General features: G+C 70.1%; 12 protein-coding genes. 9 read left to right on the forward strand and 3 right to left on the reverse strand.

The annotated features are described in order from the left end of the window. Positions 1–74 precede the first annotated feature (74 nt). Complete coding sequence (locus IEY33_RS01590) at positions 75–1,379, forward strand: hypothetical protein (RefSeq protein ID WP_188960468.1); 1,305 nt, start codon at positions 75–77, stop codon at positions 1,377–1,379. A 207-nt stretch (positions 1,380–1,586) separates the two neighbouring features. On the opposite strand, the gene IEY33_RS01595 is transcribed toward IEY33_RS01590, so the two are convergent. After that, a complete protein-coding gene (locus IEY33_RS01595; protein ID WP_188960469.1) occupies positions 1,587–3,200 on the reverse strand; it encodes a S8 family peptidase in 1,614 nt (537 codons plus the stop codon). Between the two features lie 436 nt (positions 3,201–3,636). Then, on the reverse strand, positions 3,637–4,260 hold the full coding sequence (locus tag IEY33_RS01600; RefSeq protein ID WP_188960470.1) for a YbhB/YbcL family Raf kinase inhibitor-like protein: 624 nt from the start codon (positions 4,258–4,260) through the stop codon (positions 3,637–3,639). A 374-nt stretch (positions 4,261–4,634) separates the two neighbouring features. Here IEY33_RS01600 and scpA point away from each other — a divergent pair, with 374 nt between their 5' ends. From scpA to meaB, 4 genes are read left to right on the forward strand one after another with little or no spacing between them, the layout of a single operon-like run. After that, positions 4,635–6,824, forward strand: coding sequence for a methylmalonyl-CoA mutase (gene scpA, locus IEY33_RS01605; protein WP_188960471.1), 2,190 nt, complete (start codon positions 4,635–4,637; stop codon positions 6,822–6,824). Position 6,825: 1 nt separating this feature from the next. Next, positions 6,826–7,329, forward strand: a complete 504-nt coding sequence (locus IEY33_RS01610) for a hypothetical protein (protein ID WP_188960472.1) — start codon at positions 6,826–6,828, stop codon at positions 7,327–7,329. Positions 7,330–7,378: 49 nt separating this feature from the next. Continuing rightward, the gene (locus IEY33_RS01615) at positions 7,379–7,789 is read left to right on the forward strand and encodes a hypothetical protein (protein ID WP_188960473.1); all 411 of its coding nucleotides are present in this window, start codon (positions 7,379–7,381) and stop codon (positions 7,787–7,789) included. Positions 7,790–7,805: 16 nt separating this feature from the next. Then, positions 7,806–8,768, forward strand: a complete 963-nt coding sequence (gene meaB, locus IEY33_RS01620) for a methylmalonyl Co-A mutase-associated GTPase MeaB (protein WP_188960474.1) — start codon at positions 7,806–7,808, stop codon at positions 8,766–8,768. 116 nt (positions 8,769–8,884) lie between these two features. Here meaB and IEY33_RS01625 read toward each other — a convergent pair whose 3' ends face one another. Continuing rightward, the gene (locus IEY33_RS01625; RefSeq protein ID WP_188960475.1) at positions 8,885–9,778 is read right to left on the reverse strand and encodes a ferritin-like domain-containing protein; all 894 of its coding nucleotides are present in this window, start codon (positions 9,776–9,778) and stop codon (positions 8,885–8,887) included. A gap of 212 nt (positions 9,779–9,990) precedes the next feature. Here IEY33_RS01625 and IEY33_RS01630 point away from each other — a divergent pair, with 212 nt between their 5' ends. From IEY33_RS01630 to tmk, 4 genes are all read left to right on the forward strand, one after another. Beyond that, a complete protein-coding gene (locus IEY33_RS01630) occupies positions 9,991–10,332 on the forward strand; it encodes a histidine triad nucleotide-binding protein (RefSeq protein WP_188960476.1) in 342 nt (113 codons plus the stop codon). An 83-nt stretch (positions 10,333–10,415) separates the two neighbouring features. After that, positions 10,416–11,186: an amino acid ABC transporter ATP-binding protein gene (locus IEY33_RS01635; protein ID WP_188960477.1), complete on the forward strand. Its 771-nt coding sequence runs from the start codon at positions 10,416–10,418 to the stop codon at positions 11,184–11,186. A gap of 97 nt (positions 11,187–11,283) precedes the next feature. Further along, positions 11,284–12,072 (forward strand): Nif3-like dinuclear metal center hexameric protein, encoded by a 789-nt coding sequence (locus tag IEY33_RS01640; RefSeq protein WP_188960478.1) that lies wholly within the window; start codon positions 11,284–11,286, stop codon positions 12,070–12,072. A 46-nt stretch (positions 12,073–12,118) separates the two neighbouring features. Continuing rightward, a complete protein-coding gene (gene tmk, locus IEY33_RS01645) occupies positions 12,119–12,733 on the forward strand; it encodes a dTMP kinase (protein WP_188960479.1) in 615 nt (204 codons plus the stop codon). Positions 12,734–12,776: the final 43 nt, after the last annotated feature.

The following is a 12,776-nucleotide window of genomic DNA, read 5'->3' on the forward strand; positions in this document are numbered from 1 at the left end:
CGTGAAGCTGACGCCCGCATGATGCCGGGACCGGCTCTCATGCCGCGTCAGGCAGCGGGATAGACAATCCAGGTATGCCCAAGTCACTGCTGGCCCTCACGACCACCGCCCTCCTCGCCGCAGGCACCGCCACGGCCGCCGACCTGCGCATCTACCCGAACTTCGGGGAGGTCCGGCAGACGGCGACCATCACCGCCGGACAGGTGAGCGTGAACCTGCCCGCCAACCTGTACGGCACCGTCCTGCCCGACTCCCTCGACCTGGACGGCGTGAACGTCTCGTCGCGCTCCCTGGTGCAGCAGGCCAACTGGCTCGGCACGCTGGAAGGCAAGGAAGTCACGCTGCGCGAGGACGGCCGCACGGAACGCGTCACGCTCGTCCGCGCCCGCGACCTGCTCGTGCGGGACGCGCAGGGCCAGTACCGGACCGTGCAGGCGCAGAACCTCGCGTACGACGTGCAGCCGCCCGAGAATCCCTTCTCCCCGAGCTGGCAGGCGACCTTCAACGTGATCGGCGCGGCCACCGGCACGCCCACCCTCACGTACCTGACGCGCGCCCTCAGCTGGACGCCCCGCTACACCCTGAAGCTCTCGGGCAGCACGGCCGCCCTGAGCGCCCTGGCCGACATCCGCAACGCGTCCGAGCAGGCCTTCAACGTGAACGCCGCCGAACTGTACGCCGGGGACGTGCAGCTGGAAGGCAACCAGATGCCCGTCTACGCGGCCCGCATGCAGACCTTCGACGTGGCCGCGGCCGCGAGCGCCGCCCCCGCCCCGAAGGTCAGCAGCATGGGCGAGATGCGCGGCCTGTACCGGTACGGCCTGGACGGCGCGTTCCTGCTGCCCGCCAACGGCAGCGTCAGCCTCCCGTTCCTGAACCCGAAGATCACCACCTTCGAGCGCTTCGGGGTGGCGGGCATGGGCTTCTCGACCGGCGGGGCGCGCGGCAACCTGAACCGCGGGTACCGCCTCAAGGCCGACACGGAACTGCCCGCCGGTCCCGTCACCGTGCGCGAGGACGGCCGCCTCGTCGGTCAGGTGAACGTGGACACCACCTCCGCGAACACGGCCGTGGACCTGAACCTCGGCACGGACCCCGACCTGAAGTACGTGCGCGCCGCGACCGCCACCGTGCAGAACAAGGGCACCAAGACCGAGGCGACCGTCGTGAAGGTCACGTACACCCTGGAGAACGCCAAGGACCGCGCCACCCGCTTCGAACTCACCGAGTACGGCGTGGACGGGCGCGGCACCGTGACGGGCCCCGTCACGCGCAGCGCCGAAGGCAACGTCCTCGTCAAGGTGGACGTCCCCGCCCGCAGCGGCACCACGAACGGCAAGGCCACCGTGACCTTCACCGTCACCCTCCCCAACACCTGAAACCGGATCGCTGATCCTGCCGGGTGACAGGCAGGCGGGCCGCTCCCAGTCCGGAGCGGCCCGCCTGCTGCATGTGTCGTTATACGGTTTTGATCCGATTCCAGGGATGCCGGAAACAGCACCGACATCCCTTCCACCTCCTCCAAACCGTACTTGTTGGTGCTCGCTTCGCTCGGCTGAACTCTAAAAGTTCAGCTCAAAACCGTATTACTTGGTTTCGGTGAGGCTGAAGGAGCCGGTGCCGCTGTAGCTGTACACCTGCCAGCGGTACGTGCCGCTGGCGACGCTGGAGCTGACGCTCTCGGTGCTGCCGCTGTTGGTGCTGCTGGCCACGTCGCTCCAGGTGGTGCCGCTGAGCTTCTGGAGGTACAGGTCGAAGTCGGCGCTGCTGGGGCCGGTGAGTTTGCCGGTCAGGGTGCCGCCCGCGTAGCTGAAGCCGCTGCTGCTGGGGGCGTACGCGGCGTTGCCGGTGGCGCTCAGGCTGCCGGTGTACGTGGTGGTGGTGCCGGTGCCGCCGCTGGCAGGGAGGCTGAGCGCCTGGGTGTACAGGAGGCGGTTGACGCTGCCCGTTCCGGCGCCCGTGACCTTGCCGGTGGTGGCGTTGCCGGTGAGGGTCGTGGCGACCTGGCTGGGCGTGTAGCCGGGGTTCGCGCCGAGCACGAGGGCGGCTGCGCCCGCGACGTGCGGGGTCGCCATGCTGGTGCCGCTGATGGTGTTGGTGGCGGTGGTGCTGCCGATCCAGTCGCTGGTGATGTTCTGGCCGGGCGCGAAGATGTCGAGGCAGGTGCCGTAGTTGCTGAAGCTGGCGCGCGCGTCGGTGCTGGTGGTGGCGCCCACCGTGAGGGCGGCGGCGGCGCGCGACGGGCTGCTGGTGCAGGCGTCCACGTTGTCGTTGCCGGCCGCGACGGCGAAGGTCACGCCCTTGTTCACGGCGGCGGTCACGGCGTCGTCGAGCGCCTGGCTGACGCCGCCCCCGAGGCTCATGTTGGCGACGGCGGGCTTCACGGCGTTGCTGGCGACCCAGTTGACGCCCGCGATCACGCCGCTGTTGCTGCCGCTGCCGCTGCAGTCGAGGACGCGCACCGCGACGAGCTTGACGCCCTTGGCGACGCCGTACTTGCTGCCGCCGACCGTTCCGGCGACGTGCGTGCCGTGGCCGTTGCAGTCGATGCCGTTCTGGCCGTCACCGATCTGGTCGTTGCCGACCCTGGCGCGGCCGCCGAAGTCGGTGTTGCTGACGTTGATGCCGGTGTCCACGATGTACGCGGTGACGTTGGTGGCGGTGTTCAGGTAGGTGTAGCTGCTGTCGAGCGGCAGGCTGCGCTGGTCGATGCGGTCGAGGCCCCAGGTGGCGCCGCTCTGGGTGGCGTCGGCCTTCATGATCTGGTCCTGCTCGATGTACCTGACGCGCGGGTCGGCCTTGAGGGTGGCGAGGTTCTGGGCGCTGAGGCGGCCCGCGAAGCCGTTCAGGGCCTCGGTGTACACCTGCTGCACGGTGACGCCCTGCGCGTCGAGGCCGAGGGTGCTGACGAGACGCTGTGCCTGCGCTTCGAGGCTCAGGCCCGCCAGGGACTGCGTGCCGATGCTGCCGGTCATGGCGTTCTTTTCGAGCACCACGATGTACTGTCCGGGGATAGCGCGGGCCGGGTCGACCGTGATGAGCTTGTCGCTCGGGGCGGGGCGGGCGGCGCTGACTTCGCTGCCGGCGGTGGGGGCCTGGGCGGCGGGGGTCTGCGCGGGCGTCTGGGTCGTGGTGGACTGACCGCAGGCGGCGAGGAGCAGGCTGAGTCCGAGGGTAATGCTGGCGATGCGTCCGTTCATTCTGGTGCCTCCGGGGAGTGGATGATGGAGAAACAGAGCGGCCGTCCATGTCCCCTGGCGGGGGCGTGGAACGGGGCGGGCACTTCAAAACCTGTTCGTATTTGTACGGGGATATGAATAGCACGGGCTTTGTGAGTCCTCGTGCCGAGCAATCTAGACAACTTTTGTTATGCAGCAGTTTCCTTCAAAACGACAGCGATATGCACGCAAAAGCTTTCGTTGTCGGTCAAATGAGGCGCGTCTGGGTTGTGTTCGAAAGCTGTGAATTAATTCATATCCGGGTCTTAATGTTCGACGACTGCCCCTGCAGCGACGACCCCCCCCACCGGAATCACCAGACGCTCACCGTCACTCACCCCAGGGCCCAGCCCGCCAGAACAGAGCGCTGCCCGGCCAGACCGGCCGGGCAGCGACAGAAAACGGATTCAGGACAGGGTCAGCGGTTGTACGTGGCGGTGATGCTGGCCTTCGCGAGCGTCGACCCGTTCAGGTTGAAGCCCACGTACGCCGGGCTGACGCCCGCAGGCAGGTCCAGCGTCCGGTTCAGCGCGTACAGCGTGAAGACGTAGCGGTGCGGGGCACTCCCGACCGGCGGGCACGCGCCCGTGTAGCCGGACGTGCCGCCGTCGTTGTTCAGCATGACCGCGCCCGCCGGAAGGGTCCCGCCCGCCGAACCCGCACCCTTCGCGAGGCCCGCCGCCGTGGCCGGGATGTTGAACGTCACCCAGTGCCAGAACCCGCTGCCGGTCGGTGCGTCCGGGTCGTAGGTGGTCAGCACGTAACTCACGGTGCCTGCGGGCGCGCCGCTCCAGTTCAGGGCGGGGGAGACGTTCATGCCGGTGCAGCCGTTGCCGGACCCGACCTGCTCCATCGGCAGCACGGCGCCGTCCGCGAACTGCGGACTGCTGAGCTTCAGGGTGCCCGCCGTCACGTCCGGCGCGGGCTGCGCGACGCTCAGGCGACCGGGAGCGGCAGCCGTCGTGGCAGCCTGCAGGGCAGGAGCGCAGCTGCCGAGCAGCAGACTCCCGGCGACAGCGGCGATCTTCAGGGCATTGTTCATGGAACCTCCAGGGTGAATCAGGACGCAGGGGGCCCACGGGCGAACCCGGGCACAGGGGGCGAAGGCCGAAGGCAGATGAGGTGCACAACAGGGAGGCGCGGACCGGGGAGCTGAATCCCGACCATTCAAGAGCCCACCCTGCAGGTCAGATGAGTGAAACCGTACAATGTGAAGGTTTCTCCAGTCCCCATCCAGCTTCCGTTCCCCATCCAGCTTCCGTCGCCCGGACCGCAGCGGTCACGCGCGCGGGAACACGCCCCGCACCTGCGGCCCGCGCCGAACGTTCGTTATGATGGCCGTACTCCGACCCACCGCGCCACGCCCGGCCTCCCGGCCACCCGCGACCCACCGAACCCTGCCCCCCAGGAGGCCCCATGACCCGCAGCGACGCGAGCACCCCCCCGGCCCCGCACACCGACCCGACCCGACCCACCCCCGGCCCGGACCTCGCCGCCTGGAAAGCCCTCGCCCGCAAGGACCTGCGCGGCCAGGAACCCGAAACGCTCAACCGCGCCACGCCCGAAGGCCTCACCCTCAAGGCCCTCTACACCGCCGAGGACCTCGCGGGCCTCGACATCCACACCCTGCCGGGCCTGCCGCCCTACACGCGCGGCCCGCGCGCCACCATGTACGCGCACCGCCCCTGGACCATCCGGCAGTACGCGGGCTTCTCCACCGCGCAGGAAAGCAACGCCTTCTACCGCCGCAACCTCGCCGCCGGACAGAAGGGCCTGTCCGTCGCCTTCGACCTCGCCACGCACCGCGGTTACGACTCCGACCACCCGCGCGTCACCGGCGACGTCGGCAAGGCAGGCGTCGCCATCGACAGCGTCGAGGACATGAAGGTCCTCTTCGACGGCATCCCCCTCAGCGAGATGTCCGTCTCCATGACCATGAACGGCGCCGTGCTGCCCGTCCTCGCCGCGTACATCGTGGCCGGACAGGAACAGGGCGCGGCGCTTGACCAGCTGTCCGGCACCATCCAGAACGACATCCTCAAGGAATTCATGGTCCGCAACACCTACATCTACCCGCCCGCGCCCAGCATGCGGATCATCGCGGACATCATCGAATTCACGGCCCGCCACATGCCCAGATTCAACAGCATCAGCATCTCCGGCTACCACCTGCAGGAAGCGGGCGCGAACGGCGCACTGGAACTCGCGTACACCCTCGCGGACGGCCTGGAGTACGTGCGTGCCGCGCTCGGCAAGGGCCTGCACGTCGACGAGTTCGCGCCGCGCCTGAGTTTCTTCTTCGCGATCGGCATGAACTTCTACACCGAGGTCGCCAAACTCCGCGCCGCTCGCCTCCTGTGGGCCGAACTCATGGCGCAGTTCTCGCCGCAGAACCCCCTCAGCAGCGCCCTGCGCACCCACTGCCAGACGAGCGGCTGGAGCCTCACCGAGCAGGACCCGTACAACAACGTCGTCCGCACGGCCATCGAGGCGATGGCGGCCGTGTTCGGCGGCACGCAGAGCCTCCACACCAACTCCTTCGACGAGGCGATCGGCCTGCCCACCGAGACGTCCGCCCGCATCGCCCGCAACACGCAGCTCATCCTGCAGGAGGAAACCGGCATTCCCGGCGTCGTCGACCCCTGGGGCGGCAGCTTCATGATGGAGCGCCTCACGCACGACCTCGCCGCGCAGGCCCGCGACCTGATCCGCGAGGTCGAAGGCCTGGGCGGCATGGCGCGCGCCATCGAGTCCGGCCTGCCGAAACTGCGGATCGAGGAGAGCGCCGCCCGCAAACAGGCCCGCATCGACCGGGGCGAGGACGTCATCGTGGGCGTGAACCGCTACCGGCCCACCGAGGTGACTGTCACCGAGGTGCGCGACATCGACAACGACAGCGTCCGCGAGGCGCAGGTCGCGCTGCTCGGCCGCATCCGCGCCGGACGCGACCCGGACGCCGTGCAGCGCACCCTGCAGGCCCTGGAGGACGCCGCCCGCAGCGGCGAGGGCAACCTCCTCGCGCTCAGCGTCGAGGCGATGCGGGCGCGCGCCACGGTCGGCGAGGTGTCCGGCGCGCTGGAACGCGTGTACGGACGGCACGCGGCCGAGATCCGCACCGTGAGCGGCGTGTTCGCGCAGGGCATGGACGGCGACGAGGGCTTCGAGGCCCTGCAGCGCGACATCACGACCTTCGCGCAGCGCGAGGGCCGCCGCCCGCGCATGCTGGTCGTCAAGATGGGCCAGGACGGCCACGACCGCGGCGCGAAGGTCATCGCGACGTCCTTCGCGGACCTCGGCTTCGACGTGGACATGGGCCCCCTCTTCCAGACGCCGGAGGAGGCCGCCCGGCAGGCCATCGAGAACGACGTGCACGTCATCGGCGTGTCCAGCCAGGCGGCAGGCCACAAGACCCTCATCCCGGCCCTCGTGCGCGCCCTGCAGGCCGAGGGGGCGGGCGACATCCTCGTCATCGCGGGCGGCGTGATCCCGCAGCAGGACTACGCGTTCCTGCGCGAACAGGGCGTGGCGGGCATCTTCGGTCCCGGCACGCCGATCCTCACGAGCGCGCGCGCCGTGCTGGACCTGCTCGCGCAGCGCCACGCCTGACATGCGCCGCGCCGCCCGCCTCGCCCTGCTGCTCGCCATCCTGAGCGGCAGCGAGGCCCGTGCCGGAACGTACGACGCCACGCCCGCCGCCATCCAGGCCGTGCGGCAGACGTACGCGGACGTGGTGAACCTCGCCGCGCAGGGCGCGCTGCTGCAGTTCCGGCGGGACTTCAGCTGCCCCGGCGCGCCCGACGGGACGCGCACCCTGTGGCGTGACGCGGCCGGACGCGTCCGCAGGTACGCCTTCACCGGCGGGACCGGCGATCAGGCGCTCACCGTCACCGAGTACTTCACGCCCGAAACGCGCCTCGCCTTCACGCTCATCGAGGCGGGCGCCACCAACGGCACCACCGTCGAGACGCGCGTGTACTTCGGCCCGGCCGGGAACGTCCTCCGGGCCGACGAGCGCCGCGTGAAAGGCCCCGGCTACCCCTTCGCGCCGTTCTGGACGTGGATCACGCCGCTGCCCGAGGTGGCATTCAACGCGCCCGCCCCCTGCCCCTGAAGAGGGCCGCTCTCACCGCGTCACAGAGGAGTGTGGAACACTGAACCGCATGCGTCACCGACCCTCCCGCCTCGTCGCCGCCGCCCTCGCCGCCGTGCTCGGCAGCACCGCCACTGCCGCCACTGCGCCCGTCCTGCGGCCCCTGCCGCTCGGCGCCGCCTGCCAGAAGGCCGGGTACACCGCCCTGCAGGACAGCGCCGGGACCCTCCGCGTCCTGCGCTACGTGCGCCTCATCCCCGACAACACCGCCCGCCAGACGCAGTACTACAGCGCCAGGGGCGCCCTGCAGAGCGCGAAGCTCACCGGGAGCGGCTTCGTGGGCCTGCTGTACGACCTGACCCTTACCGCGCGCGGCAACACCCTCACCGAGAAAGGCTACCGCGCGAAGTTCTTCACCACGCCCGCCGAACGCCTCCTGCGCGACGCGGCCGCCGTGAAGGCCGGACGATGCGCGCCCTGACGCGCCGGGACCACCCTTGACCGCCTCGCTGCACCCGCTGGCCGCGCCGCTCCTGCAGGGCTCCCGCCGCGCGCTCGCGCAGGCCATCACCCTCGCGGAAAGCACCCGCCCCGACCACGAAACGCAGGCCCAATCTCTCCTCGCGGACCTGCTCCCCCACGCGGGCCGCAGCCTGCGCGTCGGCCTGACCGGCGTGCCCGGCGTCGGCAAGAGCACCTTCATCGAGGCGCTCGGCACGCTCCTCGCCGACCGGGGACACCGCGTCGCCGTGCTCGCCGTGGACCCCAGCAGCGCCCGCACCGGCGGCAGCATCATGGGAGACAAGACCCGCATGCCGCGCCTCACCGTGCACCCCCGCGCCTTCATCCGCCCCAGCCCGTCCGGCGGCACGCTCGGCGGCGTCACGCGCCGCACCCGCGAAGCCATCACCCTCTGCGAGGCCGCCGGGTACGACCTGATCCTCGTCGAGACGGTCGGTGTCGGCCAGTCCGAAACGCAGGTGGCCGCCATGACCGACGCCTTCGTGCTCCTCACCCTCCCCAACGCCGGAGACGAACTGCAGGGCATCAAGCGCGGCATCATGGAACTCGCCGACCTGTGCGTCGTCAACAAGGCCGACACCGACCCCGCCGCCGCCAACCGCGCCCAGGGCGAACTGAACGCCGCCCTGCACCTCCTCACCCCCAGAGGCGCCACCTGGACGCCACGCGCCGTGCAGGTCAGCGCCCTCACCGGCGCGGGCCTCCCCGAACTGTGGGACGCCCTGCAGGACCACCGCGCCGCCACCGCCCCGCACCTCCAAGACCGCAGGCAGGCGCAACTGCTCGGCTGGTTCGATGACCTGCTCCGCGAGGCCGCGTGGCGCACCTTCCAGGCCCGGCACGACCCCCGCACCCTGCAGGACTGCCGGGACGCCGTCCTGAACGGCACCCTCACCCCTGTGCAGGGCGTGCAGCGCCTCCTGCGCGGCGAACCCTGAACCCACCACGCCGTACACAGGCACGAAATACCCCCCATCCCAGCGAGGGACGGGGGGTATTTCAGGTCGGTCCGAACGGGAACGGCAGCGCCGCACCTGCCCGGAATCCGTCTGTTTTACTTGATCGCGCCGTTCAGGCCGTTCGGGTAGAAGCCACCCTTGCCCTTGCCGCCCAGGTACACGATGTTCAGCACCTCGTTCGTGCTGCGGCCGTACGCGACGCCGTTCTTGTCGGCGGGCGCGATGATGGCGCCCATGTTGTCCGTCAGGCCCGCGTCCTTGCCGCCGCCCACCTTGGCGCGCAGCGCACTGATCGCACCGACGACCTGACCGACGTACAGGCCGGCCGCGGCCGTCACCTGACGCTGCTGGTACAGCAGGGTGCGGATGGCGCCCGCGTGGTACGCCTCGACCGCCAGGATGCCCGCCGCCGCCTGCAGGTACGCGGGGTTCGTGATGAGGGTCGCCGCGCCGTTGTACGCCGTGACGCCCACGTCCTCGAAGATGAACGCGCCGTGCAGGAAGAACAGCTCGTTCAGGTACGGGTTGAAGCCCTTGATGGCCCCGCCCGACGCGGCCTCACCGGCCGCCAGGAACGCCTTGTTCAGGTCCAGCACGGGGCGCGCCACGGCCGACTTGCCGAGCGCGGCGTGCAGGAACTTCACGTGGCTCAGCTCGTCCTCCGCGATGTCCTTCACGAAGGCCTGCACGGTGCTGTCCTTGAACATCATGCCGGTGCTCTCGTCCAGACCGGCGGGCAGCAGGATGCGGGCGTCGCCGCCGATCTTGCGCAGCTCACCGATGCGGCCCACGGCGGCCAGGTAGAACGCGGCCTCCAGGTACTCCAGGTTCAGCGCGAAGTTCAGCACGGCCGGGTCGATGTCCTTGGCGGGCGCGGCACCGGCGGTCCCGGCCGTGTTCATGAGGCCCAGGGCGGCGGTGCCGAGGCCGAGTTTGGTGAGGGTGCCGAGCGCGGCGCGGCGGTTCAGGGGGGTCTGTTCGTGACTCATGATGTGCTCCTTGTGGCGGGCCTGGGAATGCGTGGGCCCGCTTCGTTGCTCACACAGGTATATGCGCCCGCGCGCCGGGCGGATGTTCACGGCAAGGTTTCCTCAGGGTTCCTTCAGGGTTGTCTCAAGGTCCACACGCCCTGCGCCTCGCCTCACAAGGGCCGCTCACGCGCGCTGCGTCCATGCCGCCCGCTTCCCTGTACAGTGACCTCATGCCCGACAAGACCCTCTTCGAGCGCATCATCGACCGCGAGATCCCCAGCCAGATCGTGTACGAGGACGACGACTATATCGCCATCCGCGACATCGCTCCCAAAGCGCCCGTGCACCTGCTCGTCATTCCCAAGCACGTCAGCGCCCGCGTCGACGAGATCACGGACGCGGGCGAGATGGGCCGCCTGTGGCTCACGGCCGTCCGGGTCGCCCGGGAGCACCTGAGCGACTACCGCCTGATCGTGAACGTCGGCTCGGGCGGCGGGCAGGAGGTGTTCCACACGCACGTGCACGTCCTGGGCGGCTGGGAGGGCGCGCATCCGGTCGGCTTCGGCACCTGACCGGGATTCCGAACGTCCGGCGGCCCCTCGTCCTCATGGGCGGGGGGCTTCGTCGTGACGCGCGCCGCGGTAAACTCTGGCCCATGACCCAGCCCGTTTCGTCCCGACTGCCTTCCGACACTCCCGACATCATCGTGGCGAGCGGCGTCCACAAGCGGTACGGGAGCTTCGAGGCGCTGAAGGGCGTGAACCTGAACGTCCGCGCGGGCGAGGTCGTCGTGATCATCGGGCCGTCCGGCAGCGGCAAGAGCACCTTCATCCGCACCATCAACCGCCTCGAACCGCACGAGCAGGGCACCATCACCGTGGACGGCGTGGAACTCAAGGACGGGCAGAACCTCGACCTGATCCGCCGCGAGGTCGGCATGGTCTTCCAGAGCTTCAACCTCTTCCCGCACCTGACGGTCCTGCAGAACCTGATGCTGGCCCCCACCCGCGTCCGCAAGCAGCCGAAAGCGCAGGCGGAAGCGCGCGCCCTGGAACTGCTGCGCCGCGTCGGCATCGAGGAGCAGGCAGGCAAGTACCCCGCGCAGCTGTCCGGCGGGCAGCAGCAGCGCGTCGCCATCGCGCGCGCCCTCGCCATGGACCCCAAGATCATGCTGTTCGACGAGCCGACCAGCGCCCTCGATCCCGAAATGATCAAGGAGGTGCTGGACGTCATGAAGACCCTCGCGGGCAGCGGCATGACCATGCTCGTCGTGACGCACGAGATGGGCTTCGCGCGCGAGGTCGCCGACCGCGTCGTGTTCTTCGACCAGGGCAACATCGTGGTCGACACGACGCCCGAACAGTTCTACACCAACCCCGGCCACGAGCGCGCCGAGCAGTTCCTCAGCAAGATCCTCGGCCACTGATCCGCACTCCGGCCCCGCGTGTGGGGCCGCGTCACCCGCGCCAGAACAGGAGCCGCGCCCCGGTGACGCGCGCGGCCCGCACACTACAATCAGCGCCATGACCGACCCGACCCCCCAGGACACCCCCACGCCCGCCAAGCGCGGCGTCCCGCTCACCGAACTGACCGCCTGGCTCGACACGTACCTGCGGACCGCCGACTTCAAGGACTGGAGCAACAACGGCCTGCAGGTCGAAGGCAACAGTGTCGTCACGCGCGTCGCGGCCAGCGTGGACACCAGCGAGCGCAGCATCGAGGACGCCATCGCCAGCGGCGCGAACCTGATGATCGTGCACCACGGCCTCTTCTGGAACAAGCCGCTCATGGTGACCGGACCGCACCGCCGCCGCCTGCAGGCCGCGCTGGACGCCGGGCTCAGCATCTACGCCTCGCACCTGCCGCTGGACGCCCACCCGGAGGTCGGGAACAACGCCATGATGGCGTTCGCCCTCAGCCTGCAGAACGCCCGGCCCGCCTTCGGGATCGGCCAGATGGGCGAACTGCCGTACGAGCTGACGCTGCAGGACTTCGCGGAACGCGTGCAGAAACTCACGGGCGAGATCTGCCTCGTGCACGGCGGGGGCGGCGGGACGGGCGTGCACCGGCTCGGCATCGTGAGCGGCAGCGGCGCGGAGTACATCACGCAGGCGGCCGAGCTGGGCCTCGACACCCTGCTGACCGGCGAGCCGGAACACAAGCACTTCCACGACGCCTTCGAGCTGGGCATCAACGTCGTGTACGCCGGGCATTACGAGACGGAGACCTTCGGGGTGCGCGCCCTCGCCGCGAGGCTGGAGGAGCAGTTCGGTCTGCCGTGGCAGTTCCTGCACCTGCCCACCGGCCTGTGAGGCGCCGACCACCCACCCGTCCTGCGTGCGCGTGCGGGGCGCCCGCGTGAGTCTCTTCGTCACGCTGGAAGGGCCGGAAGGAGCGGGCAAGAGCACGCAGCTGCGCCTGCTCGCCGCGCGGCTGGAGGCGGCGGGCGTCACGCCCGTCCTGACGCGCGAGCCGGGCGGGACCGACATCGGCACGCAGCTGCGCGCCCTGGTGCTCGACACGCGCAGCCTGATGGACCCCATGACGGAGTTCCTGATCTACAGCGCGAGTCGCGCGCAGCTCGTGCGTGAGGTCGTGCGCCCCACCCTGGCCTCGGGCGGCGTGGTCGTCTGCGACCGGTACGTGGACTCCTCGTACGCGTACCAGGGGTATGGGCGCGGCCTGGACCTGCGGCACCTGCGGGCCGTGAGCGACGCCGCGACCGGCGGACTGCTGCCGCACCTGACGGTCCTGCTGGACCTCGACCCCGCCACCGGCCTGACGCGCGCCGCGCGGGTCGGCACGCCGGACCGCATCGAGGCGGCAGGCCTCGTTTTCCATGAGCGCGTCCGTGCGGGCTTCCAGGCGCTCGCGCAGGCGGATCCCGCACGCTTCCTGACGCTGGACGCCACCCGGCCGGAAGGGGAGATCTCGGACCGCATCTGGGCCGCCGTGGGTCCTCACCTGCCGTAAGGCTGGCCGGGGCGCCGGATAAACAGATAGGGGGCCAGGAGCG

It is taken from the genome of Deinococcus aquiradiocola (assembly GCF_014646915.1).
Classification (GTDB): domain Bacteria; phylum Deinococcota; class Deinococci; order Deinococcales; family Deinococcaceae; genus Deinococcus; species Deinococcus aquiradiocola.

Coding starts and splice junctions, on each gene's coding strand:
- IEY33_RS01625 (WP_188960475.1), bottom strand. CDS start 9,778: ATGAGTCACGAACAGACCCCCCTGAACCGCCGCGCCGCGCTCGGCACC.
- IEY33_RS01590 (WP_188960468.1), top strand. CDS start 75: ATGCCCAAGTCACTGCTGGCCCTCACGACCACCGCCCTCCTCGCCGCA.
- IEY33_RS01635 (WP_188960477.1), top strand. CDS start 10,416: ATGACCCAGCCCGTTTCGTCCCGACTGCCTTCCGACACTCCCGACATC.
- IEY33_RS01595 (WP_188960469.1), bottom strand. CDS start 3,200: ATGAACGGACGCATCGCCAGCATTACCCTCGGACTCAGCCTGCTCCTC.
- IEY33_RS01630 (WP_188960476.1), top strand. CDS start 9,991: ATGCCCGACAAGACCCTCTTCGAGCGCATCATCGACCGCGAGATCCCC.
- IEY33_RS01615 (WP_188960473.1), top strand. CDS start 7,379: ATGCGTCACCGACCCTCCCGCCTCGTCGCCGCCGCCCTCGCCGCCGTG.
- scpA (WP_188960471.1), top strand. CDS start 4,635: ATGACCCGCAGCGACGCGAGCACCCCCCCGGCCCCGCACACCGACCCG.
- IEY33_RS01610 (WP_188960472.1), top strand. CDS start 6,826: ATGCGCCGCGCCGCCCGCCTCGCCCTGCTGCTCGCCATCCTGAGCGGC.
- IEY33_RS01640 (WP_188960478.1), top strand. CDS start 11,284: ATGACCGACCCGACCCCCCAGGACACCCCCACGCCCGCCAAGCGCGGC.
- IEY33_RS01600 (WP_188960470.1), bottom strand. CDS start 4,260: ATGAACAATGCCCTGAAGATCGCCGCTGTCGCCGGGAGTCTGCTGCTC.